Origin of the sequence: Amnibacterium setariae (genome assembly GCF_003581425.1) — a bacterium.
Taxonomy (GTDB): Bacteria; Actinomycetota; Actinomycetes; order Actinomycetales; family Microbacteriaceae; genus Amnibacterium; species Amnibacterium setariae.
On record NZ_QXTG01000002.1, the window covers coordinates 250,203 to 275,648 of the forward strand.

Here is a 25,446-nt window from a genome sequence, read left to right on the forward strand (position 1 = left end):
GATGCGGTGACCGACGACAAGGCTCTGCGCCCGGCCGCCGCTCAGCGCCGGATGCGGGGCTTCAGGCGCACGGTCGGCAGGTCCGGTGCAGGCAGCACGGCGTCCCAGGCGTCGGGGTGCGGACCGAAGCGGCCGTCGGCCGCGCCCGTCGCGCGCTCCTGCTCGACCTGCTCCTGCCACGCGGCGCGCGCGGCGACGATGTCGTCGTGGTCGCGGCCGACGAAGTTCCACCACATCGTGATCGGGTCCGGGAACGGCTCCCCCGCGAGGACGAGGACCCGGGCGCCGTCCGGTCCCGCCTCGATCGTCAGCGAGGAGCGGCCCGGCGACAGCGCGACGAGGTGCGAGCGCGGCGCGGACAGGCCCTCGACGACGACCTCGCCGGAGTCGACGAGGACGCCGAGCTCGTGCCCCGGGTCGACGGCCGCCTCCCAGCGCAGCCCGGGCAGCAGGCGGACCTCCGCGCCGATGAGCGGGGTCGGCGCATGGGGCGCTCCGGTCGAGCCGAGCCAGTCCCCCACGAAGACGCGCACCTCGGCGCCGGCGATCCGCCGCACCTCGGGGACGGCGTGCTCGAAGGAGCGCGCCCCGTCCGCGAGACCGGCGGGCAGCGCGAACCAGAGCTGGGCGCCGTGGATGACGGTCGTCCCGCCCACCGAGAACTCGGAGTGGGCGACGCCGCGCCCCGCCGTCATCAGGTTGACCTCGCCGGGCCTCACGACGACGGCCGCGCCCGTCGTGTCGCGGTGCTCGACCTCGCCCTCGAACAGCCACGTGACCGTCGCGAGGCCGGTGTGCGGGTGGCCGGGCACCTGCATCCCGCCGCGCTCGGAGAGGTCGTCGGGGCCGTAGTGGTCGAGGAAGCACCACGCGCCGATGAGCGAGCGGCTCCGCTGCGGCAGCGTCCGCTGCACGCGCATCGCGCGCGGGCCGCCGAGGGGCACCTCCCGCGGCTCGAGCAGCTCCGGCGGCGCCGGCTCGCTCGCGGCCGCGTCGATCAGGGCCGGGTCCCGCTCCGTCACGCTCACGCGGACATCCTCCGCCCTCAGGAGATCGGCGCGCCGCATCGGCGGGTGTGGTCTCGAGCTCGCTGCGCTCGCACCTCGACCAGCGGGGCGGCTCGCTGCGCTCGCACCTCGACCAGCGGGGCCAGCGGCTCAGTAGGTGAGGAGGAGGTCGGTCAGGACCCGCGTGCCGAAGTCGAGGGAGGCGAGCGGCACCCGCTCGTCGACGCCGTGGAACATGGCGGGGAAGTCCAGGTCCGCCGGCAGCTGCAGCGGCGCGAAGCCGTAGCCCCTGATGCCGAGCTGCGCGAGCGACTTGTTGTCGGTGCCGCCGGACATCAGGTAGGGCAGCACGGGGGCGCCGGGGTCGTGCTCGCCGAGCAGGGCGATCACCTTCTCCACGAGCGGGCCCTCGAACGGGTTCTCGAGCCCGATGTCGGTGTGCAGCGTCTCGATCTCGATCTCGGGGCCGACGAGCTCGCGCAGCTCGGCGAGCACCGCGTCCTCCTCCCCCGGCAGGGTGCGGATGTCGACGAGCGCGCTCGCCGTGTCCGGGATGACGTTGTGCTTGTACCCGGCCTCCAGCACGGTCGGGTTCGTCGTCGTGCGGAGGGTGGCGAGGATGAAGCCGGCGGCGCTGCCCGAGGCGAGCACGACGGCGTCCTCGCCGACCTGCTTCGGGTCGAGCCCGAGCTGCCGGCCGAGCTCGTCGACGAGCGACCGGGTCGTCTCCGTCAGGCGGATCGGCCAGTCCTTGCGTCCGATCCGCGCGACCGCCTCGGCGAGCTTCGTCACCGCGTTGTCGCGGATGAGGCGCGATCCGTGCGCGGCGGGCCCGCGCGCCGTGAGCCTCGCCCAGACGAGCGCCTTCTCCCCCGTCTGCAGCAGGTAGGCGCGGCGCCCCTCGAGGTCGATGGAGTAGCCGCCGACCTCGCTGATCGCCTCGGTCGCCCCGGCGAACAGCTCCGGGTGGTGGTCGACGACCCAGTGCGCGCCGAGCACGCCGCCGGCCTCCTCGTCCGCGAAGAACGCGATCACGAGGTCCCGGTTCGGCTGCCGGCCGGAGCCGAGCACGTCCTCGAGCGACGCGAGGATCATCGCGTCCATGTCCTTCATGTCGACGGCGCCGCGGCCCCAGAGCAGGCCGTCCCGGATCTCGCCGGCGAAGGGGTCGACGCTCCAGCTCGCCGCGTCCGCGGGGACGACGTCGGTGTGGCCGTGCAGGACGAGCCCGGGACCGCGGTTGCGGCCCTCGACGCGGGCCACGACCGACACGCGGCCCGGCTCGGGCTCGAACGAGTGCGTCTCGAGGCCCATGCCGCGCAGCACGGCCTCGACGTAGCCGGCGGCTTCGGCCTCCCCGTCGCTCCTCCCGGCGCCCCAGTTGACGGAGGGGAAGCGCACGAGGTCGCGTGCGAGGGTCGCGGTGCGGCTGAGCCCGGTCACCCCTCCACGCTAGCCGCCGGGCCGGCGAGCGCCGCCCGCCGCGCGAAGAGCCCCGGCACCACCGCGCGCGCGTCGGCGATCAGCCGCTGCAGGTCGGCGGTGAGCAGGCGGCCGTCGCGGACGACCGGCGCCCCGCCCACCATGGAGAAGGCGACGTCGCTCCCCCGCACCGCGTGCACGAGGTTCGCGGCGACGTTCTCGTAGGGGCCGGACGCGATCAGCGGCGTCATCCGCGGGGTGTCCGTCCGCACGGCGATGACGTCGGCGCGCATCCCGGGCGCGAGCCGGCCGATGCGGTCCGCCATGCCCAGCATCCGGGCGCCGCCGGTCGTCGCCATGGCGAGCGCCTCCCACGGGTCGAGCACCGCGGCGTCGAGGGCGCTGAGCTTCGCGAGCAGGGACGCGGTCTTCAGCTCCTCGAACAGGTCGAGGTTGTTGTTCTCCTTCTCCCCGTCCGTGCCGAGCCCGACCGCGAGACCGGCGGCGAGCATCTTCACGACGGGCGCCACGCCCGAGGCGAGCTTCATGTTGCTGACCGGCGCGTGCGCGACGCCGACGTCGTGCGCCGCGGCGATGCCGATCTCCTCGTCGTCGAGCCAGACGGCGTGCGCGAGCGCGACCCGGGGCGCGTCGAGGAAGCCGATGCGCTCGAGCGCGACGAGCGGCTTCGCGCCGAACCGCGCCCGCCAGTCGGGCAGCTCGTCCCGGGACTCGCTGCAGTGCGTGTAGAGGCCCGTGCCGTGCTCGTGCGCCATCGCGATCGCGCGGGCGAGCCCGGCGTCGTCCGCGTAGAACGGGTGCTCGAGGCCGACCCAGGGCGTGACCCGGTCGTCGCCGGACCACTCGCGCAGCATCCGCTCGTTGTCGTCCAGCGAGTCGAAGTAGTCGTGGTCGGGATGGGCGCCGACGTAGCTGACCGACACGAGCCGGTTGCCGAGCTCGCGGGCGGCCCGCGCCGCGCCGTCCATGTACCGCCACATGTCGACGACGGTCGTGGTGCCGGCGAGCAGACCCTCGGCGTAGCAGAGGCGGGCCGCCGTCTCCGCCTCCTCCGGGCGGAGGACCCGGTGCATCGGGTCGATGTGCACCTCGAGCCACTGCCACACCGGCAGGTGCTCGGCCGTGCCGCGGAGCACGCCCGAGTGGTGGTGCGCGTTCACGAGGCCGGGCAGCAGCACGGCCTCGCCGAGCGCCTCCTCCCGCGCCTCCGGATGCGCGGCGCGCAGGGCGGCCGCGTCGCCGACCTCCACGATCACGTCGCCCTCGACGAGCACGCCGGCCCCTTCGAGCACGGTGCGGGCGGCGGCGTCGGGGACGGCGAGGTCGGCGGTGAGGAGGACGGTCACGGGCGCACGGTACGGCCGTCGTGTTTCGCGGAGCGCACGGCGCCCCCGCCGCCGCGCGGCACGCCGATGTCCGCCGAGCGTCCGCGGATCCGGTAGTGTTCTCGGTCGGCGCCGGAAGGCGTGCACACCGGTCCGGGTGGCGGAATGGCAGACGCGCTAGCTTGAGGTGCTAGTGCCCGTATAGGGCGTGGGGGTTCAAGTCCCCCCTCGGACACAAGCCCAGACAGCTCCGAAGAAGGGCCGCGCGCAAGCGCGGCCCTTCTTCGTTCCCGGGTGCGGTCAGGCCCCGGTGACGGACGCGGCCGGCCAACGGAGCAGCGCCGCTGCGCCCGCGCCCGTCGCCTGCTGCGTCGCCGTCAGGATCCGGGCGTCCGTGAGCAGCGCCGCGCGGAGGATCGCCTCCGCGGCCGGCACCTCCCCGACGGCCTCGGCGTCGCCGGTCTCGTCGCCCGGGCGGGCGACCCAGGGCACGCCGTCGAGCGCCAGCAGCGTCTCGCCGTCCAGCGCCGCGACGTCGACGAACAGCGTGTCGACCTGCGCCTGCTGCAGCGCGCCGACGACCTCGCGGAGGCCGACGTCCGCCGCGGCGCGCTCCTGCGACACCCGGCTCCTGAGGAGGTCGAGCGCGTCGGCGCGGTCGCGCTGCTCCACCGCCGCCACCTGCTCGGCCACGAACGCGTCGAGCCGCGCCGCGTCGGTGCCGTCCGACCGGGTGTTCGCGTCGAGCTCCACGGCGATCGAGCGCGCGGCCTGGCCGACGGCGTCGAGCAGCAGGCGCCGGGCCTTGACGTCGCCGGACACGACGAGCAGGCGGGGGCGCACCTCCCGGACGAGCCGGTCGACCTCCGCCGAGAGCTCCTGCTGGTTCTGCTTCCAGAGCTCCTCGACGTGCTCCTGCTGGTTCAGCTGCGCCCAGCCGCCGCCCTTGACCTTGTGCAGCGTGTCCGTGCGCCCCTCCACGGACGCCGTCGACTCGGGGAAGAAGGCGCCGGTGCGGTGCACCGCCACGTCGCCGCCGTCCCGCGAGGTGCGGACCACGAGGTACGGGAACTCGTCGACCCCGGTCGCGATGAGCGGCGCCAGCCGGGGCAGGACGCCCACCTCGAGCGTCTCGCCGCGCGCCGCGCCCGGCACCGCCTCGTCGACGGCCACCTCGCCGTCGCGGGCGAGCAGGAACCGGCTGAACGGGGACGGCAGCCCGCTCGGCGTCGACAGGGCGTCCTCGATCGCGGCGACCGTCGCGTCGTCGGCGCCCATGCGGTTCAGGCGGTCCCGGACCGACCGGCGTCGCGACTCCGCGAGCCCCTCCGGGTTCTCCCGGTCCTCCGAGAAGTCGATGTGGACCGTGCACCAGCCGCCGCAGACGCGTCCCGCCTCCGTCAGCCGTGCTCGCAGCGTGTCCGCGCTGTCCGTCATCCGTGCTCCTTCCGCGTCGGGCGAGCCCCGGCGGCCCGCACCGTGGCCAGGACCGTAGGCGCGGCAGCCGACCGAAGGCCGGGAAGGCTCAGGGCGTCGGCTGCGGCGCCGGGGCGCAGGTCGTGTCGGGGCCGTCGCCGGCCTTCCGCGCGGGCAGCGAGCCGTCCGCGAGGTAGTCCGCGATCGTCCCGTCGACGCAGTCGTTCCCGTTCAGCGACTCGGCGTGCGAGGTGCCCCCGGGCTCGGCGAGCAGGCGCGCCCGCGGGAACAGCCGCCGCACCGCGAGGCTGCCGCTGAACGGCGTCGCGGCGTCGAGCGTCTCCCCGATCATCAGGATCGGCGGCGCCTTCGTGCCGTCCACGTCGACCGGGGTGCCGGCCTTCGCGGGCCAGGTGCGGCAGGGGGCGTTGAACCAGGTGTTCGCCCACGTCTCGAACGGCGCGCGGCGGGACAGGCGGCGCGCGTCCGCCTCCCACGTCGACCACTCCCCCGGCCAGACCTGGTCGGTGCACTCGACCGCGAGGTAGCCGACGTACCCGTTGTCGTCGTCGACCTCGTTCAGCGTGCGCCAGTACTCCTGCAGCCGCGTGGTGCTGCCGCGAGCGCCGCGCGAGAAGGCGTCGCCGAGGTCGGTCCAGAGGCTCTGCGAGTAGCCGGCGTAGAGCAGCGTGTCGGCGAGCTCCGCGGAGCCGAAGACGCCGCCCGCGGGCTTCGCGGCGAGCGCTGCGGCCAAGCGGTCGTAGGAGGCCTGCACGGCCTGGCGCGTGCCGCCCAGCCGGTAGCGGTCGTCGTGCTTCGCGAGCCAGCCGAACCAGGCGTCGATCGCGGTCTGGAAGGCGACGTCCTGGTCGAGGTTCGCGCCGTACCAGACCCGCGTGGGGTCGACGGTGGAGTCGAGCACCATCCGGTCGAGCCGCTTCGGGTACAGGGTCGCGTAGACCTGGCCGAGGTAGGTGCCGTAGGAGAACCCGTAGTACGAGATCGTCGGCGCCCGGAGGGCCAGGCGGAGGTACTCCATGTCGTTCGCGGAGTCGCGGGTCGTGACGTGCTCGAGCAGCGCCCCGTTGCGCTTCCCGCAGGCCTCGGCGTAACCCTCGGCGAGCCTCCGCCAGGCGGCGATGCCCGCCGCGGTGGCCGGCGAGTAGGCCGGGCGCGGGCCGTTCGCGTAGTCCGCCCGGCACGTGAGCCGCGGGCGGGACGCGCCGACGCCCCGGGGGTCGAACCCGATCCAGTCGTAGTGCGCCCCCGCGCCCTTCGGCACGCTCGACCCGAGGGTCGCGTACTGCAGGCCGCTCGCGCCGGGACCGCCGGGGTTCACGAGCATCACGCCGCGGTACGGCTTCTCGGTGTGCCGGACGCGGGAGACGGCGATGCGCACCGTGCGCCCGTCCTGCGGGGCGCTCCAGTCGAGGGGCGCGGTCACCGTCGCGCACTCCGCGCCGGCCGCCTGCAGCGACGACTCGGTGCAGGCCCGCCAGTCGATCGCGGCCGGCGTCGGCCACGTCGCCTCCACGGACGGGGCGGGAGCGGGAGCGGCCCGGCGCGAGGACGAGACGAGCACCCCGCCCACGACGCCCGCCACCAGGGCGGCCACGAGCACGCCGACGACGAGGACGAGCACGACCGGTCGGCGCACGCGCGACCCCCTTCGGCGTTCGGATCCGGACAGGAGGCTACGCGGCGCAGGCGACGGCGCTCAGAGCCGCGCGAGCGTCGCCGGATCCTCCTCGCCGTCGAACCAGCGCTCCAGCACCCGCCGGAACACCGGCTCCTCGGGCGCCGTCCGCGCGAACAGGGTCATGGAGGAGCGCAGCTTCGCGGCGTCGACGTCGCCGAGCAGCCCGACCGCCGACTCGGCGGGCGCGCCGGCGGCGGCCTCCGACGCCTCCAGCAGACGGGCGCCGAGCACGTCGTCGGCCAGGTAGGCGCGCGCCTCGTCGAGCGACCGGATCGCGAAGTGCGCCGCGGTCGAGCTGCGGCCGAGGCCCGCGATCTGCGGGAACACGAACCACATCCAGTGGGTGGTCTTGCGGCCGGCGCGCAGCGCGGCCAGCGCGGCGCCGTACGTGCCGTGGGCGTCCTGCGCGAGTCGGAACCGGCCGAGGTCGAAGGGATCGAGCGGCATCCGCGCACGGTACGACCGGTGGTCTGAGAACTAGCGTTGACCCCGTGATGATCGCGAGGCGCTTCACGGTGACCGGCCGCGTGCAGGGCGTCGGCTTCCGCTGGGCCGCGCAGGGCGAGGCCGAGCGGCTCGGCGTCGTCGGCCGGGTGCGGAACCGCACGGACGGCGCTGTGGAGATCCTCGCGCAGGGCGAGCGCGCCGCGATGGACGAGTTCGCGTCCTGGCTCGAGCACGGCCCGCGGTTCGCGCAGGTCGCCGACGTCGACGCGGAGCCGGTGGAGCCCATCGACGTGGACGGCTTCGAGATCACGCGCTGACACCGCCTGCGCAGGCCCCTCCGAGCCCGCGTGCAGCGGGCGCCCGTCGCGCGCCGAGGCGCGACGCGGAGGCTGCCCGCATGGCGTTCGAACCCCGCTTCGCGATCGTGACCGGCTCCGACTCGGGCATCGGGAGGGCCACCGCCGTGGCCCTCGCGAGTGCCGGCATGGACGTCGGCATCACCTGGGTGCAGGACCACGAGGAGGAGCAGGCGGCGTCCACCGCCGAGGAGGTGCGCGCGCTCGGTCGCCGCGCGGAGGTGGCCCGCCTCGACGCCGGTCACCTGGAGACCGCGGCGCGGGTGCTGGACGACCTCGCCGACCGGCTCGGCGGTCTCGACGTCTACGTCAACAACGGCGGCACCGGCGACAACGCGCCGCTGCTCGAGATGACGCTCGACCAGTGGCGGCACACGGTCTCCGTCGACCTCGACGGACCGTTCGTGCTCATCCAGCGGGCCGCGCAGCGGATGGTCGAGGCGGGGAACGGCGGGCGCATCATCGCGATCACGAGCGTGCACGAGCACCAGCCGCGGGTCGGCTCCTCCGCCTACGACGCCGCGAAGCACGGCCTCGGCGGGCTCGTGAAGACGGCGGCCCTCGAGCTCGGCCGTCACGGCATCACGGTGAACGCGGTCGCCCCCGGCGAGATCGCGACGCCGATGACGGGGATGGAGGACCAGGACCCCACCGAGGTCCGCCGCCCCGGCGTGCCGCTCGGCCGCCCGGGCAGCGCGCACGAGATCGCGGCCGTCGTGGCCTTCCTCGCCTCCCCCGCCGCGAGCTACGTGACCGGCGCCTCCTGGCCCGTCGACGGCGGCATGCTCCAGATGGGGCCGCAGGGCGGCTCGCACATCACGAGCGACGACTGGCGCGACGCCGGCTGACGCGTTCGCGGATCCGCAGTTCTCGGCCGACACGCCGCCTCCGGATGCCCGACGCCCGGCGTGTCGGGCGGTTCCTGCGGATCCGCGGAGGATCTGCGGATCCGCGAAGGGGGCGGGTCAGGCGAAGCGGACCGCGGCCTGGAGGCGGGTGCGGACCTCGAAGATCTCGTTCCCGCCGACCGGCCGCGCGTCCGGGAGGCCGTCGCGCAGGGCCGTCAGCAGCACGGATGCCCGCAGCACGACCTGCTCGGCCCCGCGGGACGAGCCGAGCGACTCCGCGGGGGTCGGCAGGTGCTCGTCGGGCAGGACGAGCAGGAGGCCGGTGAACTTCACGCGGGCCGACCGCGCCACCGCCTTCGCGCGGACGGCGAGCTCGTGCATCGGCCGCTCCCCCGCGAGCGCCTCCCCGACCAGCTCGCCCCGGCGGATGCCGAGCGGGGCGCCGAAGTCCTCCGACTGGATCGCGAACAGGCCGGTCGGCCCGAGCACGACGTGGTCGATCTTCTCGTCGGGACCGCCGGCGGCGACGTCGTGCCAGACGGTGTAGCCGATGCCGAGCGTGGCGAGCCGGCGTGCGGTCTCCTCCTCCGCGAGCGCGTCCGCGAGCAGGTGCCGGATCTCGCGCGGCGCCCGCCGCACGAGCACCGGGTCGTAGGGGTCGGGGATCGTCTCGCCGAGGCCGACCCACTCCCGCAGCAGGGTCAGGTAGCGCTCGCGGCGCCAGCCGCCCGGGTGGCCGTAGGTGCGCGCGCCGGGCCGGGTGGACGCCGGCCGCTCGGCGCGCGACGGGCCGGACGGCGCCCATGACGCCGGCTCCCCGACCGGCGAGCGCCCGCGGTCGTACTGCGCGCGGGCGTCGGGGCTGCCGATCCGCTCCCACGCGGCCTGCACCGCGATGAACCGCTGCGGGTCCCCGCCGGTGTCCGGGTGCGTCTCGCGGAGCAGGCGGCGGTAGGCGCGCCGCAGGTCCTCGTCCGACGCGCTCGCCGGGACGCCGAGCACCTCGTACGGCGAGGCGGACATGGGGCTGTCGGTCATTCGCTCTCTTCACGGATCAGGCCGGATTCGGCGACACACCGTACCCGGCGCCCCGAAGAGCGGCGTGCCGCGGAGCGGGCCTGATCCGTGGAGGTCAGGAGCGCCAGAAGCCGGCGTGGGAGGCCGCGGCCTCCTCCTCGAGCAGCGGGCCGGTGACCGCGACCTCCCGCTGGCCGGCCGACAGCACCACGCGGCACGGCAGGTCGAGGGTCGGGTTCTCGGGGTCGTCGCCGGTCAGCGCGAGCAGCCCGCGCTCGGACAGGCCGTACACGACCGCGCCGATGCCGGACCAGTAGATCGCGCCCGAGCACATCGCGCACGGCTCGCAGCTCGTGACGAGCGTCGTGCGCCGGAGCCCGTCGGTGCCGAAGCGACGGGTCGCGGCGGAGACGAGGTTCGTCTCCGCGTGCCCGGTCACGTCGCGGGTGGTCCCGACGGTGTTGCCGGCCTCGAGCAGGATCCCGCCGTCGACGTCGGCGAGCAGCGCGCCGAAGGGGTGGTCGCCGCGCGCCCGGGCCGCGTCCGCCAGCTCGATCGCGCGCCGCAGCAGCGCCTCCGTGTCCACGCCCGAACGGTAGCGGAGGGGCGGACGACGCACAGCGGCACTCCCTACGCTCGGGCCCATGCCTCGGACCATCTACCTGGCCTCGGTGGAGGGCCACACCGGCAAGTCCGCCGTCGCGCTCGGGCTGGTGGAGGCGCTCGCCCGCCGCGTCGGCCGGGTCGGCGTGTACCGCCCGGTGAGCCGCGGGTCGGACGGCGACTACGTGCTGGACCTGCTGCTCGCGCGGGCGACCGCGGACGTGTCCCGGGAGGAGGCGGTCGGCACCACCTACGAGGCGGTGCACCACGACCAGGAGGCGGCGCTCGCGACGATCGTCGAGCGGTTCCGCGCCGTCGCCGACCGCTGCGACGCCGTGCTCGTGGTCGGCAGCGACTACACGGACGTCGGGACGCCGACCGAGCTGTCGTTCAACGCCCGGGTCGCCGCCAACCTCGGTGCGCCCGTCCTGCTCGTGCTCGGCGGCCGCCGCTCCGACGGCCGGGAGGGCCGCTCCGCGCACGAGGTCGAGCAGGTGGCCGAGATCGCGCTCGGCGAGTTCCGCTCCGAGCACGCCGAGCTCGTCGGCGTCGTCGTGAACCGGGCCGACCCGGCGGCGCTCGACGCGGTCGCGGCCGGCCTCGCGCCCCTCCTGCCGGACGGCGTGCCCGTCTCCGTGATCCCGGAGGACCCGGCGCTCGTCGCCCCCGCGCTGCGCGGCGTGCTCGCCGCGGCGGACGCGCAGCTCGTCGCCGGGGACCCGGCGCTCACCGAGCGCACCGTCTCGGGCATCGTCGTCGCGGCGATGACGCTCGAGAACGTGCTGCCGCGGCTCGTCGAGGGCGCGCTCGTCGTCGTGCCGGGCGACCGCGTCGACACGGTGCTCGGCGTGCTGCTCGCGCACGGCTCGAAGACGTTCCCGTCGCTGACCGGCCTGCTGCTCTCCGGCGGGTTCGACCTGCCGCCGAACGTCGGCCGGCTGATCGACGGCCTGCAGATCTCGCTGCCCGTCGCGCGGACCGCGCTCGGCACCTACGAGACCATCGCCGCCGTCTCCGCGGTGCGCAGCACCCTCGCGGCGGAGTCGCCGCAGAAGGCCGCGGCCGCGCTCGCGCTGTTCGAGGAGCACGTCGACGCCGACCGGCTGCTCGACGCGCTCGACCTCCACGCCTCCGCCGTCGTCACGCCGCTCATGTTCGAGTACGGCCTGCTCGCCCGGGCGCGCGAGCGCCGCCGCCGGATCGTGCTGCCGGAGGGCGACGACGACCGGATCCTCGAGGCGGCGGGCATCGTCCTCGCCCGCGACATCGCGGAGCTCACGATCCTCGGGAACGAGGTGCAGGTGCGCTCCCGGGCGCTGGGGCTCGGCATCGACCTCGGCCGGGCGCAGGTGGTGAACCCGGTCACGAGCGCGCTCCGCGAGCGGTTCGCCGAGGTGTACGCGCGGGAGCGGGCGCACAAGGGCGTCTCGCTCGAGATGGCGCGGGACACCGTCACCGACGTCTCCTACTTCGGCACGCTCATGGTGCACGAGGGCCTCGCGGACGGCATGGTCTCCGGCGCCGCGCACACGACCGCGCACACGATCCGTCCCGCGTTCGAGCTGATCAAGACGGCGCCCGGCGTCTCCGTCGTCTCGAGCGTGTTCCTCATGGCCCTCGCGGACCGGGTGCTCGTCTACGGCGACTGCGCGGTGATCCCGGACCCGACGAGCGAGCAGCTCGCCGACATCGCGGTGTCCGCCGCCGGCACCGCCGAGCAGTTCGGCATCGAGCCGCGGGTCGCGATGCTCTCCTACTCGACGGGCAGCTCCGGCAGCGGCGCGGACGTCGAGAAGGTGCGCGCCGCGACCGCCCTCGTCCGCGAGCGCGCGCCCGAGCTGCTCGTCGAGGGGCCCATCCAGTACGACGCCGCGGCCGACCCGCAGGTCGCGGCGGCGAAGATGCCGGGCTCCGCGGTCGCCGGCCGCGCGACGGTGTTCGTGTTCCCGGACCTCAACACGGGCAACAACACCTACAAGGCCGTGCAGCGGTCCTCGAACGCGCTGGCGATCGGGCCGGTGCTGCAGGGGCTGAACAAGCCGATCAACGACCTGTCGAGAGGGGCGCTCGTGCGCGACATCGTCAACACGGTGGCGATCACCGCCATCCAGGCGCAGGCGCAGCCCGCGCGGCAGGAGGCGGCGCGATGACCGTCTTCGTGCTGAACGCCGGCTCGTCGTCGCTGAAGTACCAGCTCGTCGACCCGGAGTCCGGCGAGGTGCACGCCTCCGGCACGGTGGAGCGGATCGGCGAGGACGGCGGCGTGCCCGACCACGAGGCCGCGGTGCGGCGGGCGCTCGACGACATCGAGGGGAAGCCCGCGCCCTCCGCGGTCGGGCACCGCGTCGTGCACGGCGGGGACCGCTTCGACCGCGCCACCGTGATCACCCCGGACGTCGAGCAGGCGATCGACGACCTGTCCGCGCTCGCGCCGCTGCACAACCCCGCGAACCTGCAGGGCATCCGCGCCGCGGAGGCGGTGCTCGACGTGCCGCAGGTCGCGGTGTTCGACACCGCCTTCCACCGCACCATCCCGACCGCCGCGGCCACCTACGCGATCCCGGCGGACCTCGCCCGCGAGCACCAGGTGCGGCGCTACGGCTTCCACGGCACGTCGCACCAGTACGTGTCCCGCGCCGCGGCGGCGTTCCTCGGCATCCCGCTCGAGGGGTCCCGGATCATCGTGCTCCACCTCGGCAACGGGGCCTCCGCCTGCGCCGTCCGGGACGGCCGCTCCGTCGACACGTCGATGGGGATGACGCCGCTCGAGGGCCTGGTGATGGGCACGCGCTCCGGCGACATCGACCCCGCGGCGATCTTCCACCTGCACCGGCAGGCAGGGATGGGCTTCGACGAGATCGAGACGATGCTGAACCGCTCGAGCGGGCTCAAGGGCCTGACCGGCCGGGGCGACATGCGCGACGTGCAGGCCGCCGCCGCGGACGGCGACGAGGCGGCGGAGGAGGCGCTCGCCGTCTACCGCCACCGCCTCCGCCACTACATCGGCGCCTACGTGGCCGAGCTCGGCGGGCTCGACGCCCTCGTCTTCACCGCGGGCGTCGGCGAGAACAACTCGCTGCTGCGCCGCAGGACGCTCGAGCCGCTCGCCCACCTCGGCCTGGTCGTCGACCCCGACCGGAACGAGGTCGCGTCGAAGGAGGCCCGCCGGATCTCGACGGACGACTCCCCCGTCGCGGTGCTCGTCGTGCCGACGAACGAGGAGTTCGAGATCGCGCGCCAGACCGCCGAGGTCGTCTGACCGCCGGCGGGGCGGCCCGCTGCAGATCCCGCCGAGCGCTCGGCGGGATCTGCGGCGGAGGGCCCCGCTAGCGGCCGAGGAGCGCGTCCTGGAGGGTGCGGGGCGCGTGGCCGGTGAGGCGCGCGACGTCGTCCGACGGCGCCGCGAGCTCGTCGCTGCCGATCGCCGTGTAGGTGCTGACCCAGGCGTCGAGCTGCCACTGCTCCCCGGTGAGGGCGCGACGGGAGGCGTACGCCTCCTCGAGCGTCTGGTCCGCGAAGCGGAACGGGCGCCCGAGCGCGGCCGTCATCCGCTCCGCCGCCTCCGGGAACGACACCGGCTCCGGGCCGGTCAGGCGGTAGGTCGCGTCCTCGTGCGCGGCCGGGTCGGCGAGCACGGCGGCCGCGACCTCGGCGACGTCGGCCCGCGCGACCGCCGCGACCCGCCCGTCGCCGGCCGGCCCGGCGATGACGCCGTCCTCCCCCGCGAACAGCGGGAAGAAGTCGAGGTAGAAGCTGTCGCGCAGAAAGGTCCAGCGCATCCCGCTCGCGCGGATCGCCTCCTCCGTGTGCCAGTGGTCGCGGCCGAGGGTGAAGTCCGCGTCGGGCGCGGCGCCGTCGAAGCTCGTGTAGACGACGTGCCGCACCCCGGCCTCCGCCGCCGCGCGGACGGCGGTGCGGTGCTGCTCGAGGCGGTCCTGCGCCTCCGCCCCGGACACCAGCAGCAGCACGTCGACCCCGGCGAGCGCCGCGCGCATCGCCGTGCCGTCCGCGTACTCGGCCTCGCGCACCTCGGGGTCGCCCGGCAGCCGAGGGGCGCGCGCCGCGTTCCGGACGACGACGCGTCCGACCCGGTCGCCGAGGATGCGGGCGGCCGTGCCGCCGATGTGCCCGGTCGCGCCGGTGATGCCGATGGTGGTCATGCCCGGTGCAAGCCGCCCGGAGCGGCCGGGCATTCCCGGCTCAGTGGATGATGAGGGCGACGCCGAGCACCGCGACCGCCGCGGCGACCACGAAGGCGACCACGGCGCCCGCGGTCGCCGACGGCGGGCGGGTCGACGCCGGGGTCGTCGGGTCGTCCTCCCCGTCGTCGCCGTCCGCGTCGCCCACCGCGATGCCGGGGGCCGGCGTCGCGAGCAGGCGCACGCCGACGGCGAAGAGCGACACGGTGACGAGGGCCGACACGAGGGCCGTCACGAGCACCAGCAGGAACGCGGGCCAGTCGATGGCGGTCATGACCGGGTCTCCCTCCGCTTGCGCACCACCGCGCCCGCGGCGGCGACCTCGGCCTCGAGGCTGGACGCGTCGACGCGCTCCGGGCGGGCCCGGAGGAACACGGCGACCATGAACCCGACCCCGAGCAGCGCGTCGATCACGATGCCGGCGACGCCGAGCCCGGCGATCAGGGCGGCGATCGCGCCGACGACCGCGGCGCCGGGCAGCGTGAAGAGCCAGCCGGTCACGATGCGGCGCGCGGTGCCCCAGCGGACCTCGCGGCGGCGCCGGCCGAGGCCGGAGCCGATCACGGACCCGGAGGCCACGTGCGTGGTGGAGAGGGCGAAGCCGACCGTGCTCGACGACAGGATGGTCGCCGCGGTGCTGACCTCCGCCGCGAAGCCCTGCGCGGGCTTCACCGCGGTCAGGCCCGTGCCCAGGGTCTTGATGATCCGCCAGCCGCCGGAGTAGGTGCCGAGCGCGATCGCGAGCGCGCAGGCCACGACGACCCACAGCTCGGGGCGGCTGCCCGCGGGCTGCAGCCCCGCGGCGACGAGGGTGAGCGTGATCACGCCCATCGTCTTCTGCGCGTCGTTCGTGCCGTGCGCGAGCGCGACGAGCGAGGAGGAGAAGATCTGCCCGACCCGGAACACGCGGCGGCCGTCGGGCTCGTTCTGCCGTCGCGTGATCGCGTACGCCGCCCGCGTCGCGGCGAACGCGACGAGGGCCGCCGTGAAGGGCGCGAGCACGGCCGGGATGATCACCTTCCCGAGCAGCACCCCGTAGTCCACCGCTCCGAAGCCGGCCCCGACGATCGCGGCGCCGACGAGGCCGCCGAACAGCGCGTGGCTCGACGAGGACGGGAGGCCGAGGTACCAGGTCGTCAGGTTCCAGACGATCGCGCCGATCAGGCCGGCGAAGACGATGCCCGCGCTGACGCTCGCGCCCTCCCCCTCGGTGAGGAGGCCGCCCGAGATCGTCTTCGCGACCTCGGTCGAGAGGAACGCGCCGATCAGGTTCAGCACGGCGGCGATCGCGACCGCCGTCCGGGGCTTCAGCGCCCCGGTCGCGATCGGCGTCGCCATCGCGTTCGCGGTGTCGTGGAACCCGTTCGTGAAGTCGAACACGAGCGCGAACACGATCACGAGCACGACCAGCGCGACCGCCTCGTTCACGAGCCCGCCTCGGCGGTCGTCGTCATCGGCACCGGGAGAGCGTAGCGGCGAGCCGGACGCGCCGTCGGAGTGACGCGACGGGCTCGAGGTCCGCCTCCATACTGGCCCGATGCGTCGCTGGACCGTGCTCGCGACCGCCGCGGTCGCGGCGGCCCTCACGGTCGGCGCGGCGCCCGCGGCCCACGCCGACGGGCCGGTGCGCACGACGACCGCGACCGGCCACGACGTCTCCTACCCCCAGTGCGGCCGCGAGCTGCCGGTCCGGGGCGACATCGCCGTCGTCGGCGTCAACGCGGGCACCGGCACCACCTCGAACCCGTGCCTCGCCGACCAGCTGCTGTGGGGCGACGTCCCGGCGGCCGACGGGAGCCCGCGGCTCGCCGACGTCTACGTCAACACCGCGAACCCGGGCCACCTCGGCGACTGGTGGCCGGCGGCCGACCTCACCCGGACCGGCTCGCCCGTCGTCAACCCGCAGGGCCGCTGCACCGGCGCGGAGAACGCCGCCTGCGCCTACGTCTACGGCTACTCGATCGGCGTCGACGACCTGCACGCCCGCGGCGTCGTCTCGGCCGCCGACCGCACGTGGTGGCTCGACGTCGAGACCATGAACTCCTGGAGCTGGGACCGCGACGCGAACCTCGCCTCGATCGAGGGCATGGCGGCCGCGATCCGCGACGCCGGCGCCGAGGTCGGCGTCTACTCGACGCCGCGGCAGTGGCGCCTCATCGTCGGCGACGGCACCCCGTCCGTCGCGCTCGCCGGCGCCCCGAGCTGGATCGCCGGTGCGACGACGAAGGGCGGCGCCCTCGCGAACTGCGGCGCGCGGCCCTTCACCCCCGGCGGCCGGATCCGCATGGTGCAGTGGGTCCAGGACGACCAGGACCACGACATCGCCTGCGGCGTCGGCGTGGCCGGCACGACGCCCGAGATCGACGGCGCCGGCGAGGTCGGCGAGCACCTGGGCGTCCGGCTCACCGGGTGGGGCCCGTTCGACCTGCACTTCGACTACCAGTGGACCCGCGACGGCGCGCCGATCGACGGGGCGACCACGGGCGCGTACACGGTGGCCCCGGAGGACGCGGGTGCGGCCGTCGCCGTCCGCGTCACCGGCAGCCGCCTCGGTGCGCCGCCCCTGACCCTGACGAGCGACCCCGTCGTGGTGACGCAGCCGTCCGTCGCACCGCAGCTGACACCGGGACGGATCGCGCAATGGGGCATCTGACGAGGAGGGCGCCGCTCGCGCTCGCCGTGACGGCCGGTCTGCTCGCCGCGGTCCTGACGCCGCAGGCCGCGAACGCGGCGACTGCCCCGCCGAGGCCCGTCGGGATCGACGTCTCCTACCCGAACTGCGCCCAGGTGCTCGAGCCCGCGGCGTTCGCGATCGTCGGGATCAACGAGGGCCTGGGGCGCACCGACAACCCGTGCCTCGCCGCGCAGCTCGCCTACGCGGCGAGCACGCCGGGGACGGGGCACGCCCGGCTCGACGTCTACGTCAACACGCAGAACCCGTCGCCGAAGGAGGCCGCGAGCTGGCCGACCGGCGACGTGACCTTCGACGGCCACCGGATGAAGTCGCCCTACGGGAAGTGCAGCGGCGGTGCGTCGCGCGCCTGCTCGTGGATCTACGGCGCCTCCATCGCCCGGGACGACGTCACGCGACTCGCGGCCAACGGGGTGACGGGCCCCGTCGGTCGCTGGTGGCTCGACGTCGAGACGGCGAACAGCTGGAGCACGTCGAAGACCCGGAACCGCGCCGCGCTCGAGGGAATGGCGGCCGCGTTCGCCCAGCTGGGGAAGCCGGTCGGGCTGTACTCGCTGAAGGGCGAGCTCGGCGACCTCATCGGCTCGGTGCCGAGGTCGAGCCGGCTCTGGAAGCTGCCGTTCTGGATCGCGGGCGCCGCGGACCAGGGCGCCGCGCTCCGCGCCTGCTCGATGGCGCCGCTGACCGGCGGGCGCGTGACCCTCGCGCAGTGGAAGGACGACGCGGCGCACCTCGACCGCGACGTCGCGTGCGGCACCTTCTCGAAGTCGCCGAAGCCGAAGATCTTCGGGCACTACCGGAAGGGGGCGAAGCTCACCGCGAAGCCCGGCACCTGGGCCCCAGGCGCCGTGCACCTCGCCTACCGCTGGACCCGCGACGGCAAGCCGATCGCGAAGGCCACCCACGCGAAGTACACGGTGAAGCGGGCCGACCGCGGGCACCGCATCGCGGTCGTCGTCACGGCGACGGAGAACGGGTACAGCCGCGTCGTGAGGACAAGCGCGTCGCACCGCGTCGCCCGCTGAGCGGACCCTCCCACCGGGCGGTCGGGCCGCGCTGCGAGGATCCCGGCATGGACATCCAGGGCACCGATCCGGCCGACGACCTGCGCGCCGACGAGGGCGACCTCATCGAGCAGGCCGAGCCGCCCGTCTCCCAGCCGGTCGACGAGGCGCTCGCGAGCGAGGAGCGCATCCCCGCGACCGACCCGGAGCTCACCGGCGAGGAGGCCGAGGCGGCCGACGACTCCGGCCAGGCCTGAGCCGACCAGGACGCGAGCCCGAAAAGCCGGCGAAACATCCGTCGGCTTGACTGCGCGGCATGACGCTGCTCGTGGTCCACGCCCGCCTCATCACCGTCGCGGGCGACGGGGACGGGTACGTCGAGCACGGCTGGATGCGGGTCGACGAGGGCCGCATCACCGCGATCGGCGCGGGCGAGGCGCCGGAGGTGCCGGGCGCCGAGGTGCTCGACGTCGACGGGGCGTTCGTCGCGCCCGGCTTCGTCTCCGCGCACAGCCACCTCTTCACGAGCGGCGCCCGCGGCCTCGGCGTCGACTCGACGCTCTACGGGTGGTGCGACTCCATGCTCGGGTTGATGAGCCACGCCTCCCCCGAGGACTACTACTGGAGCTCGCTGCACGGCTCGCTCGACTTCATCGCGAACGGCACGACGACCGCGTTCGACTTCACCGACCCGCGCATCCCGTGGGAGCCGATGGTGGACGGCGCGAAGAGCGGCGCGGGCGCGCTCCGGCCGATCGAGCAGCAGCTGCGGCAGATCGACGCGAAGCACGACGCGGGGCTCCGGTTCATCAACGCCGCGAGCCTCGACGACGCCGTCGGGACCGACGAGGAGGTGCTCGACCGGTTCGGCCTGATGGTCGACCACGTGCGCTCGCTCGACCCCGACCTCGCGCTCGGCGCCGCGATCATGGGCGCCGTCCAGTGGTCGCCGCGGCCGAACGCCGCGGAGCTCGAGGTCGCCGCGATGCGGCGCTACGGGGTGCTGAACGAGGCGCACTTCCTCGAGACGCGGGAGGAGGTCGAGCTGCAGCGCTCGAAGTTCGCCCGGTACCGCGACGCCGGCGCGCTCGAGCTCGGCCTGATCTTCGGGCACTTCATCCAGACGACGCCGGAGATCATCGCGGAGGCCGCGGCCGGCGGTGCGCGGATGTCGTGGCAGCCCGCCTCCAACGGCCGGCTCGCCTCCGGCACCGCGGACATCCCCGCGATCCGCGCCGCTGGCATGCCGATCGGCATCGGCCTCGACGACCAGGCCTGCACCGACGTCTCCGACCCGTGGCAGAACATGCGGATGGGCATCTACGCGGTGCGCGCCGCGACGGGCGACCCGGCGTCGGCCCTGCCCGAGGACGTGCTGCGCATGGCGACGCTCGGCTCCGCGGAGGTGCTCGGCGTCGCGGACCGCGTCGGCAGCCTCGAGGTCGGCAAGTACGCCGACTTCCTCGTCGTCGACCCGCGCCGCCCGGACATGGGGCCGCTCTGGCACCCGGTCCGCAACTACGTGCTGTCGACCTCGCTGCGCAACCTCACGCGGGTCTACATCGGCGGCGAGCTCGCGGCGGAGGACGGCGTCTCGACGAATCCGCTCGCGGCGCGCGCGGTGGAGGAGGTCCACCGCCGCATGCCCGCCGTCGCGGCGCAGTGGGGGCAGCCGGCGTGAGTGCGGGCTACCAGACGACGCCGTAGCCGGTCGTCCAGAGGAACGCCGTCAGGCTGCCGAGCAGCGTGCCGACGAGCGCGGGCACGAAGCCGGAGCGGCGGCTGGACGTGCGGGCGAGCCCGATCAGCCCGAAGAGGATCGCGAGGACCGTCGGGAGGAAGCTCAGCAGCAGGCCGATGAACAGCGGGATGACGCCGACGGCGAGCCCGACGATCCCGAGCACGAGCGACGCGACCGCGAAGCCGTTCGGCCGCGGGCCGTCGGGGTCGAGCACGACGAGCCGCCCGCGGGGCTGTTGCACGCCGCTCACGGGTGGAGGCGCTTCGGCAGCAGCGAGCCGAGCGGGCCGATGCCGAAGCCGGTGCCGACGAGGCGCCCGGCGCGGGTCTCGCGCAGGCGGTCGGCGTTCATCCGCATCGTGTGGCCGGTGCGCTTGACGCCGGTCGCGAGCCGCGGGATGGAGGAGATGGCGCGCGTCGAGACCGCGACGGCGAGGCGGGGCTCGAACCGGACCCGCCGCGTGCGGCCGAGCCGCATCGTCAGGTCGAGGTCGTCGTGCACGCCGGGGTCGGAGCGGTGGACGTCCGCGCGGACCTCCTCCCACACCGCACGCCGCATCGCGAAGTTCGAGCCGTGCAGCGGGACCTGCCCGAGCGCGATGCCGAAGAACCCGTAGTAGACGCCGTGGTAGCCCGCGGACGCGACGATGCGCCGCGCCGGGCTCAGGTCCGCGAACACGCCGCGCCCCGTGACCGCGTCGAGCCCCGGGTCGACCGCGAAGGCGCCGCGGATCTCCCGCAGCCAGTTCATCGGCGCCATCGCGTCCGAGTCGAGGCGCGCGATGAGGTCGCCGGTCGCGGCGTCGTACCCGCGCGCGGCCGCCGCGGCGAGGCCGGGCATCGTCTCCGGCACGACCGTCGCCCCCGCCGCCCGGGCGACGAGCGCGGTCTCGCGGCTCATGCCGTTGTCGATGACGAGGACCTCGTGGGGCAGCACGTCCTGCCGCGCCAGGGCCTCGAGGCACAGGCCCAGGTAGGGCGCGTCGTCGCGAACCGGGACGACCACGGAGATCCGGGGCGGGGTCACGTGAGCCATTCAACCGCGCCGGGCGGAAGAATGGGTGGCCGACACCTTGGAGGAAGCCATCCCCGCTCCCACGGCCGGCCGCGTCGCGGTCTACATCGACTTCGACAACATCGTCATCTCGCGCTACGACGAGGTGCACGGCCGCGGCGACTTCCAGCGCGACCGCCAGCGCGCCGCTGCGGGCACCCTGAGCGAGGAGGAGTTCGCGCAGCGCCTCGAGGCCGCCACCGTCGACCTCGGCGCCGCGATCGACTTCGCCTCGAGCTTCGGCACCCTGGTGCTCACCCGCGCCTACGCGGACTGGTCGGCGCCCGTCAACGCGCGGTACCGGGGCCAGCTCGTCGGCCGCGCGGTCGACCTGGTGCAGCTCTTCCCCGCCGCCGCGTACGGGAAGAACGGCGCCGACATCCGGCTCGCGGTCGACGCGGTCGAGGACATGTTCCGGCTGCCCGACCTCACCCACGTCGTGATCGTCGCCGGCGACTCCGACTACATCGCCCTCGCGCAGCGCTGCAAGCGCCTCGGCCGGTACGTCATCGCCGTCGGCGTGGCCGGGTCCACGAGCCGCGCCCTCGCCGCCGCCTGCGACGAGCTCGTCACCTACGACGCGCTGCCGGGCGCGAAGGAGGTCGCGCCGCCGGCGCAGGCGGAGCCGAAGGCGAAGCGCCCGTCGCGGCGCGCGAAGTCGCCGGAGCCCGAGCCGGAGCAGCCGGTGGAGGAGGCCGAGGACGAGGACGAGGAGGACCCGCAGGTCGGCGCGACGGCGCTGCTGCAGCGCGCCCTCCGCCTCGGCCACGACCGCGGCGGCGACGACGCGGACTGGCTGCACAACTCGCAGGTGAAGGAGCAGATGAAGCGGCTCGACCCGTCGTTCAGCGAGCGCCGCCTCGGCTACCGGTCGTTCTCCGACTTCCTCCGCTCCCGCGGCGAGCTCGTCGACCTGGACGAGAGCAGCACCGCGCGCCTGGTGCGGCTGAAGGGCTAGACCTCGATCTCGCCGCCGACCTCGCGCAGGTGCCGCCGGAACGTCCACGACGGGTCCGTCTCGCGCCGCGCGAGGTAGTCGGCGAACCGCAGCTGCCCGCGGAGGGAGGCGCCGCCCGCGATCCGCTCGGCCTGCGCCCGCTCCGCGTCCCGGATGCCGCGGGCGGCCGCGAGCACGGCCTCGGCCGACGCCGCGTCGACGAGCACGACCCCGTCGTCGTCCGCGACCACGAGGTCGCCGGCGGCGACGGGCCACTCCCCCACGCGGACGTCGTCGCGCTGCTCCCGCTCGTGGTGCGGCAGCGGGCCGGTGGGCAGCGCGCCGACGCTCAGCAGCGGCAGGCCGATGCGGCGCAGGTCGCCGGTGTCGCGGTGGAGGCCCCAGACGACGACGCCCGCGAGCCCGGCGCCGGCCGCCTCGAGCACCAGCAGGTCGCCGAGGCACGCCTCGTCGAGCCGGCCCGCGTTGTCGACGACGAGCACGTCGCCGGGCGCGGCGGCGTCGATCGCCTCGAGCAGGCGGTCGACGCTGCCGAGGTGCAGCGCCGGGGCGGCGGGACCGGCGAACGCGGTCCCTTCCGCGATCGGCCGCATCCCGGCGGGTCCGCAGCGCACCGGCACCCCGACCCGGAGGCAGCCGTCCGCCACGTGCGCCGTCGTCAGCCCGTCGAGGTCCATGTCCGCAGCCTGGCACGCGACCGCCGCGCGTCGCAGCGCGGTCCGCGGAGGCGGCACCCTGGAGGGGTGAGCTCGAGCGCCCCGATCACCGTCTCCGTCACCCGTCGCGTGCCGCCCGACCGGGCGCGCGAGGCGCAGGCGTGGGCGAAGAGCGGCCAGGAGCTGCTGACCGGGATGCCCGGCTACCTCGGCTCCGGCTGGATCCGCCCCGATCCGGCCAGCGACCACTGGCACATGCTGTACCGCTTCCAGGACGCCGCGACCCTCACGGCGTGGGAGGCCTCCGCCGAGCGCGCCTGGTGGGTGGCGAGCGCCGCGGGCATCGCCGAGGACGCGCGCAGCGAGCGCCGCACCGGCATCGAGGGCTGGTTCGACACCCCCAGCGACGTCGTCGTCGCGGACGCCCCGCCGCCCGCTCCCCCGCGGTGGAAGCAGATGGTGAGCATCTTCCTCGTCTTCTACCCGCTGAGCCTCGCGATCCAGTTCTTCGGGGCTCCGCTGATCGGCGGGCTCGAGCTGTGGCTGCGCGTGCTGATCACGGTGGTGATCGCGACGCCGCTCATGACCTACCTGCTGCTGCCGCTCGTCACGCGGGCGCTGCGCCCGTGGCTGCTCGGCAGCGGGGTCAGGCGCCGAGGAGCGTCAGCAGGCCCGGGAGGACGATCGCGGACGACCCGGCGGCGGTGAGGCCGAGCAGGCCGAGCGCCCAGCCCGTGCGGACCCGGGCGGCGGCGCGGGCCTCGCGCTGGAGCCGGGAGAAGGCGAGGAGCAGCTCGGGGCCGGCCTCCGCTGTCGGCAGCCAGGTCGACGGGTCGTCGAACGCGCGGACCAGCGCGGCGACCTCGACCGGGGCGAGGCGCTCGGGCTGCGAGCGCAGGAAGCGGCGCAGGTGCTCCGCGCGGAGCACGACGACGCTCTGCGGCGCCCGGCGGACCGTGAGGCGCTTCGCGCCGACGACGGCGACGACGGGCCGGACCGCGGGCGGGTCGGCCAGCACGCCGGCGACGATGCGGTCGATGCGGCGCGCCTCCGCCTCCGCCTTCTGCACAATGGGCGTCGAGGCGCCCGCGACGAGCACGGTGCGGCCGGCGACCCACACGGACGCGTCCACGTGGTGCTTCGTGTTGACGGTGAAGACGCCGCCCGGCCCGACGACGAGGTGGTCGATGTCCGCGCCGTTGCGGCCCACGGGCAGCGAGTGCAGGACCGTCCAGCCGGCGGGCAGCCCGGTGAGGCGCGCGGCGACCGTGCGCTCCCCCGTCGCGCCCGCGTACCAGGACCGGGCCTCGGGCTCGATCGGGTCGCGGCCGACGAGGCGCTCGAGCCGCGTCCGGGGCCGGGCCGCGGCCTGGCGGAGCAGCACCTGCTCGAGCAGGGCCTGAGCGGGGACGCGGTCGCGCATCGCAGCGGGAGCGGCCGTGGGTGCGGCGGTCTGGGTCATCCTCCGACCGTAGGGAGGGCGGTGCCCTCCCCTGCAGACCCAGAGGGGGCGCCCCTCGCGGTGGTGCTCCCCGGGAGGGGGGCGGCGCCCTGGACCCGCCGGGCATGCGGAACGGCCGGCCGCGCGGGTGCGCGACCGGCCGTTCCTGACGTGCTCAGCGGGCGGTCCGCGCGCCCTTCGACGGCTTCGCGGCGGACTCCCCCGCGGACGCCATCTTGAGGATCTCGCCCTGCGCCCGGGAGGCCCAGTCGCGGAGGTCGTCCTCGTCGACCGAGCTCTTCGACTTCGGCAGCACGTTCAGCACGCAGAAGGTGCCGATGTTCTCGCCCTGCTCGTTCTTGATCGGGGCGCCCGCGTAGAAGCGCAGCTGGGACAGGTCGACCATCGGCGAGTCCTTGGTGCGCTCGTCGCGCAGGACGTTCTCGATGACGAGCGGCTCGTCGCCCTCCATCGTGTACTGGCAGATGGAGAGGTCCGCGGGAGCGCCGCGGCCGGCCGGGGACGTGTTCGCGAGGTAGAACTGCCGGTCGCCGTCCATGAGGCTGACCCAGGCGACGTCGGCGCCGAAGTGCGACTTCGCGTCCTGGACCAGGCGGTCGAGCGACTCGGTGTCCTCCGCCTTCGCCATGACCTTCTCGCCCGGCTTCCACGACCACTCGTGCTCGACGAGCTCGTGCTCCAGGCGGTACGGGTCGAGCGCGCGGGCCTCGTCGAGCGCGGGCGCGCAGACGGCGGCGAACACCTCGGACCACTCGGCGTAGAGCGCCGGCGAGCCGTAGGGCCGGCCGGGCTCCGCCTGCGGCGTGCGGTGCTCGAGGTAGGAGAAGCCGTCGTAGCGGCCGACGAGCTCCCGCGTGATCGCGTTGAGCAGGTCCGCGCGGCGCTGCCCGAGCCGCGCGGCGACGCCGCGGTACTCCGGCAGCGAGTCCACGTCCTGGATGCCGGCGACGACGATGCGGGCGGACGGCTTCGTCTCGGTGCTGAGCCGGTCGAGCAGTCGCGTCATGTCGGCGCGGTAGTCGTCGGCACGGGTCAGCCGGACCGCGTCGTTCATGCTGAGCACGACGAGCACGAGGTCGTAGAGGGCGAGCGACTCGTCGCCGATCCAAGAGTGCACGCCGGCGATCGGCATCATCTCGTCGCCGATGTACCGGATGTCGGTCGGCCGCGTGGTGCGGCGCGTGAGTGCCCGGGCGAGCTGGCCGGTGAGGGCGAGCTCGTGCGTCACGGTGCCCCAGCCGTGGGTGGGACCGTTGCCGATCAGCAGGACCCGGTCGGGGTCCGCCGCGCCCGACGTGATGACGGGCGAATCACGGGGCACCGGCACCGACTGCTGGACGTACAGCATCTTGGTGTACCAGAGCTTGGCTGCCGCTCGCGCGGCCCGGCTCTCGAGCATGGGGAGGTGCCTCTTCCGTGAGATGGACCTCGATTCTCCTGAACGGAAGTTCCCCGCGACACGCCCCAGTCGGAGGGGCGGGGGCTGGCAGGTCGCGGTGGATTTCTGGTGGAATCCCACG

26 protein-coding genes and 1 tRNA gene are annotated in these 25,446 nt (G+C 75.0%); 11 read left to right on the forward strand and 16 right to left on the reverse strand.

Annotated features, from left to right (window positions below; translation table 11 throughout):
- Nucleotides 1–41: 41 nt before the first annotated feature.
- The 3 genes from D1781_RS09175 to D1781_RS09185 form a co-directional block, all read right to left on the reverse strand.
- Nucleotides 42–1,028, reverse strand: coding sequence for a pirin family protein (locus tag D1781_RS09175; RefSeq protein WP_233551221.1), 987 nt, complete (start codon nt 1,026–1,028; stop codon nt 42–44).
- Between the two features lie 129 nt (nt 1,029–1,157).
- A complete protein-coding gene (locus D1781_RS09180; RefSeq protein ID WP_119482023.1) occupies nt 1,158–2,450 on the reverse strand; it encodes a M20/M25/M40 family metallo-hydrolase in 1,293 nt (430 codons plus the stop codon).
- Nucleotides 2,447–3,796, reverse strand: a complete 1,350-nt coding sequence (locus D1781_RS09185) for an amidohydrolase family protein (RefSeq protein WP_119482024.1) — start codon at nt 3,794–3,796, stop codon at nt 2,447–2,449. Before D1781_RS09185 ends, D1781_RS09180 begins: the two co-directional genes overlap by 4 nt.
- Before the next feature lie 130 nt (nt 3,797–3,926).
- Here D1781_RS09185 and D1781_RS09190 point away from each other — a divergent pair.
- Nucleotides 3,927–4,010 (forward strand) — tRNA-Leu (locus D1781_RS09190).
- A gap of 65 nt (nt 4,011–4,075) precedes the next feature.
- Here the strand turns inward: D1781_RS09190 and D1781_RS09195 are convergent.
- From D1781_RS09195 to D1781_RS09205, 3 genes are all read right to left on the reverse strand, one after another.
- The gene (locus tag D1781_RS09195) at nt 4,076–5,212 is read right to left on the reverse strand and encodes a baeRF2 domain-containing protein (RefSeq protein WP_119482025.1); all 1,137 of its coding nucleotides are present in this window, start codon (nt 5,210–5,212) and stop codon (nt 4,076–4,078) included.
- 88 nt (nt 5,213–5,300) lie between these two features.
- A complete protein-coding gene (locus D1781_RS09200) occupies nt 5,301–6,848 on the reverse strand; it encodes an alpha/beta hydrolase (protein WP_119482026.1) in 1,548 nt (515 codons plus the stop codon).
- Nucleotides 6,849–6,908: 60 nt separating this feature from the next.
- The gene (locus tag D1781_RS09205; protein WP_119482027.1) at nt 6,909–7,337 is read right to left on the reverse strand and encodes a DUF1810 domain-containing protein; all 429 of its coding nucleotides are present in this window, start codon (nt 7,335–7,337) and stop codon (nt 6,909–6,911) included.
- A gap of 47 nt (nt 7,338–7,384) precedes the next feature.
- Here D1781_RS09205 and D1781_RS09210 point away from each other — a divergent pair, with 47 nt between their 5' ends.
- Together D1781_RS09210 and D1781_RS09215 are read left to right on the forward strand one after the other, a co-directional pair.
- The gene (locus tag D1781_RS09210) at nt 7,385–7,654 is read left to right on the forward strand and encodes an acylphosphatase (protein WP_119482028.1); all 270 of its coding nucleotides are present in this window, start codon (nt 7,385–7,387) and stop codon (nt 7,652–7,654) included.
- A gap of 80 nt (nt 7,655–7,734) precedes the next feature.
- Nucleotides 7,735–8,541: an SDR family oxidoreductase gene (locus tag D1781_RS09215; protein ID WP_119482029.1), complete on the forward strand. Its 807-nt coding sequence runs from the start codon at nt 7,735–7,737 to the stop codon at nt 8,539–8,541.
- Between the two features lie 117 nt (nt 8,542–8,658).
- On the opposite strand, the gene D1781_RS09220 is transcribed toward D1781_RS09215, so the two are convergent.
- Nucleotides 8,659–9,579, reverse strand: a complete 921-nt coding sequence (locus D1781_RS09220; protein WP_119482030.1) for a J domain-containing protein — start codon at nt 9,577–9,579, stop codon at nt 8,659–8,661.
- Nucleotides 9,580–9,673: 94 nt separating this feature from the next.
- Complete coding sequence (locus D1781_RS09225) at nt 9,674–10,144, reverse strand: nucleoside deaminase (RefSeq protein ID WP_233551223.1); 471 nt, start codon at nt 10,142–10,144, stop codon at nt 9,674–9,676.
- A 58-nt stretch (nt 10,145–10,202) separates the two neighbouring features.
- On the opposite strand from D1781_RS09225, the gene pta reads away from it, so the two are divergent.
- On the forward strand, nt 10,203–12,311 hold the full coding sequence (pta, locus tag D1781_RS09230; protein ID WP_119482032.1) for a phosphate acetyltransferase: 2,109 nt from the start codon (nt 10,203–10,205) through the stop codon (nt 12,309–12,311).
- Nucleotides 12,308–13,420, forward strand: a complete 1,113-nt coding sequence (locus tag D1781_RS09235) for an acetate/propionate family kinase (protein ID WP_119482033.1) — start codon at nt 12,308–12,310, stop codon at nt 13,418–13,420. Before pta ends, D1781_RS09235 begins: the two co-directional genes overlap by 4 nt.
- 67 nt (nt 13,421–13,487) lie before the next feature.
- On the opposite strand, the gene D1781_RS09240 is transcribed toward D1781_RS09235, so the two are convergent.
- The 3 genes from D1781_RS09240 to D1781_RS09250 are packed head-to-tail and all read right to left on the reverse strand — an operon-like array spanning nt 13,488 to nt 15,788.
- Nucleotides 13,488–14,321, reverse strand: coding sequence for an SDR family oxidoreductase (locus tag D1781_RS09240; RefSeq protein WP_119482034.1), 834 nt, complete (start codon nt 14,319–14,321; stop codon nt 13,488–13,490).
- 40 nt (nt 14,322–14,361) lie between these two features.
- A complete protein-coding gene (locus D1781_RS09245; protein WP_119482035.1) occupies nt 14,362–14,634 on the reverse strand; it encodes a hypothetical protein in 273 nt (90 codons plus the stop codon).
- Nucleotides 14,631–15,788 carry an inorganic phosphate transporter gene (locus D1781_RS09250; RefSeq protein WP_233551225.1) on the reverse strand — a complete coding sequence of 386 codons (1,158 nt, stop codon included), beginning with the start codon at nt 15,786–15,788 and terminating at the stop codon, nt 14,631–14,633. Before D1781_RS09250 ends, D1781_RS09245 begins: the two co-directional genes overlap by 4 nt.
- 109 nt (nt 15,789–15,897) lie before the next feature.
- Between D1781_RS09250 and D1781_RS17515 the strand changes: the two genes are divergently transcribed.
- The 4 genes from D1781_RS17515 to D1781_RS09270 are packed head-to-tail and all read left to right on the forward strand — an operon-like array spanning nt 15,898 to nt 19,737.
- Nucleotides 15,898–17,013, forward strand: coding sequence for a glycoside hydrolase family 25 domain-containing protein (locus tag D1781_RS17515; RefSeq protein WP_158590041.1), 1,116 nt, complete (start codon nt 15,898–15,900; stop codon nt 17,011–17,013).
- A complete protein-coding gene (locus D1781_RS09260) occupies nt 17,001–18,077 on the forward strand; it encodes a glycoside hydrolase family 25 domain-containing protein (RefSeq protein ID WP_119482036.1) in 1,077 nt (358 codons plus the stop codon). Before D1781_RS17515 ends, D1781_RS09260 begins: the two co-directional genes overlap by 13 nt.
- 47 nt (nt 18,078–18,124) lie before the next feature.
- Nucleotides 18,125–18,313: a hypothetical protein gene (locus D1781_RS09265; protein WP_158590042.1), complete on the forward strand. Its 189-nt coding sequence runs from the start codon at nt 18,125–18,127 to the stop codon at nt 18,311–18,313.
- A gap of 59 nt (nt 18,314–18,372) precedes the next feature.
- Complete coding sequence (locus D1781_RS09270; RefSeq protein ID WP_119482037.1) at nt 18,373–19,737, forward strand: amidohydrolase family protein; 1,365 nt, start codon at nt 18,373–18,375, stop codon at nt 19,735–19,737.
- A 7-nt stretch (nt 19,738–19,744) separates the two neighbouring features.
- Here the strand turns inward: D1781_RS09270 and D1781_RS09275 are convergent, their stop codons facing one another.
- Both D1781_RS09275 and D1781_RS09280 read right to left on the reverse strand, forming a co-directional pair.
- Entirely contained in the window at nt 19,745–20,047 is a 303-nt protein-coding gene (locus D1781_RS09275) for a hypothetical protein (protein WP_119482038.1), read from the reverse strand.
- Nucleotides 20,044–20,823 (reverse strand): glycosyltransferase family 2 protein, encoded by a 780-nt coding sequence (locus tag D1781_RS09280; protein WP_158590043.1) that lies wholly within the window; start codon nt 20,821–20,823, stop codon nt 20,044–20,046. The genes D1781_RS09275 and D1781_RS09280 overlap by 4 nt, the downstream gene beginning before the upstream one ends.
- Before the next feature lie 34 nt (nt 20,824–20,857).
- On the opposite strand from D1781_RS09280, the gene D1781_RS09285 reads away from it, so the two are divergent.
- Nucleotides 20,858–21,808 (forward strand): NYN domain-containing protein, encoded by a 951-nt coding sequence (locus D1781_RS09285; protein ID WP_233551227.1) that lies wholly within the window; start codon nt 20,858–20,860, stop codon nt 21,806–21,808.
- Here the strand turns inward: D1781_RS09285 and D1781_RS09290 are convergent.
- Nucleotides 21,805–22,485, reverse strand: coding sequence for an RraA family protein (locus D1781_RS09290; protein WP_119482040.1), 681 nt, complete (start codon nt 22,483–22,485; stop codon nt 21,805–21,807). The genes D1781_RS09285 and D1781_RS09290 overlap by 4 nt on opposite strands.
- Before the next feature lie 66 nt (nt 22,486–22,551).
- Here D1781_RS09290 and D1781_RS09295 point away from each other — a divergent pair, with 66 nt between their 5' ends.
- On the forward strand, nt 22,552–23,172 hold the full coding sequence (locus D1781_RS09295; RefSeq protein WP_119482041.1) for an antibiotic biosynthesis monooxygenase: 621 nt from the start codon (nt 22,552–22,554) through the stop codon (nt 23,170–23,172).
- On the opposite strand, the gene D1781_RS09300 is transcribed toward D1781_RS09295, so the two are convergent.
- Complete coding sequence (locus D1781_RS09300) at nt 23,111–23,926, reverse strand: nuclease-related domain-containing protein (RefSeq protein ID WP_119482042.1); 816 nt, start codon at nt 23,924–23,926, stop codon at nt 23,111–23,113. The genes D1781_RS09295 and D1781_RS09300 overlap by 62 nt on opposite strands.
- A 154-nt stretch (nt 23,927–24,080) precedes the next feature.
- Nucleotides 24,081–25,325, reverse strand: coding sequence for a GAF domain-containing protein (locus tag D1781_RS09305; protein WP_158590044.1), 1,245 nt, complete (start codon nt 25,323–25,325; stop codon nt 24,081–24,083).
- Nucleotides 25,326–25,446: the final 121 nt, after the last annotated feature.

Excerpts from the sequence above, each read along its gene's own strand:
- D1781_RS09195 (WP_119482025.1), bottom strand. The coding sequence starts at position 5,212 with ATGACGGACAGCGCGGACACGCTGCGAGCACGGCTGACGGAGGCGGGA.
- D1781_RS09205 (WP_119482027.1), bottom strand. The coding sequence starts at position 7,337 with ATGCCGCTCGATCCCTTCGACCTCGGCCGGTTCCGACTCGCGCAGGAC.
- D1781_RS09210 (WP_119482028.1), top strand. The coding sequence starts at position 7,385 with ATGATCGCGAGGCGCTTCACGGTGACCGGCCGCGTGCAGGGCGTCGGC.
- D1781_RS09215 (WP_119482029.1), top strand. The coding sequence starts at position 7,735 with ATGGCGTTCGAACCCCGCTTCGCGATCGTGACCGGCTCCGACTCGGGC.
- D1781_RS09220 (WP_119482030.1), bottom strand. The coding sequence starts at position 9,579 with ATGACCGACAGCCCCATGTCCGCCTCGCCGTACGAGGTGCTCGGCGTC.
- pta (WP_119482032.1), top strand. The coding sequence starts at position 10,203 with ATGCCTCGGACCATCTACCTGGCCTCGGTGGAGGGCCACACCGGCAAG.
- D1781_RS09235 (WP_119482033.1), top strand. The coding sequence starts at position 12,308 with ATGACCGTCTTCGTGCTGAACGCCGGCTCGTCGTCGCTGAAGTACCAG.
- D1781_RS09240 (WP_119482034.1), bottom strand. The coding sequence starts at position 14,321 with ATGACCACCATCGGCATCACCGGCGCGACCGGGCACATCGGCGGCACG.
- D1781_RS09245 (WP_119482035.1), bottom strand. The coding sequence starts at position 14,634 with ATGACCGCCATCGACTGGCCCGCGTTCCTGCTGGTGCTCGTGACGGCC.
- D1781_RS17515 (WP_158590041.1), top strand. The coding sequence starts at position 15,898 with ATGCGTCGCTGGACCGTGCTCGCGACCGCCGCGGTCGCGGCGGCCCTC.
- D1781_RS09260 (WP_119482036.1), top strand. The coding sequence starts at position 17,001 with ATGGGGCATCTGACGAGGAGGGCGCCGCTCGCGCTCGCCGTGACGGCC.
- D1781_RS09265 (WP_158590042.1), top strand. The coding sequence starts at position 18,125 with ATGGACATCCAGGGCACCGATCCGGCCGACGACCTGCGCGCCGACGAG.
- D1781_RS09270 (WP_119482037.1), top strand. The coding sequence starts at position 18,373 with ATGACGCTGCTCGTGGTCCACGCCCGCCTCATCACCGTCGCGGGCGAC.
- D1781_RS09290 (WP_119482040.1), bottom strand. The coding sequence starts at position 22,485 with ATGGACCTCGACGGGCTGACGACGGCGCACGTGGCGGACGGCTGCCTC.
- D1781_RS09300 (WP_119482042.1), bottom strand. The coding sequence starts at position 23,926 with ATGACCCAGACCGCCGCACCCACGGCCGCTCCCGCTGCGATGCGCGAC.
- D1781_RS09305 (WP_158590044.1), bottom strand. The coding sequence starts at position 25,325 with ATGCTCGAGAGCCGGGCCGCGCGAGCGGCAGCCAAGCTCTGGTACACC.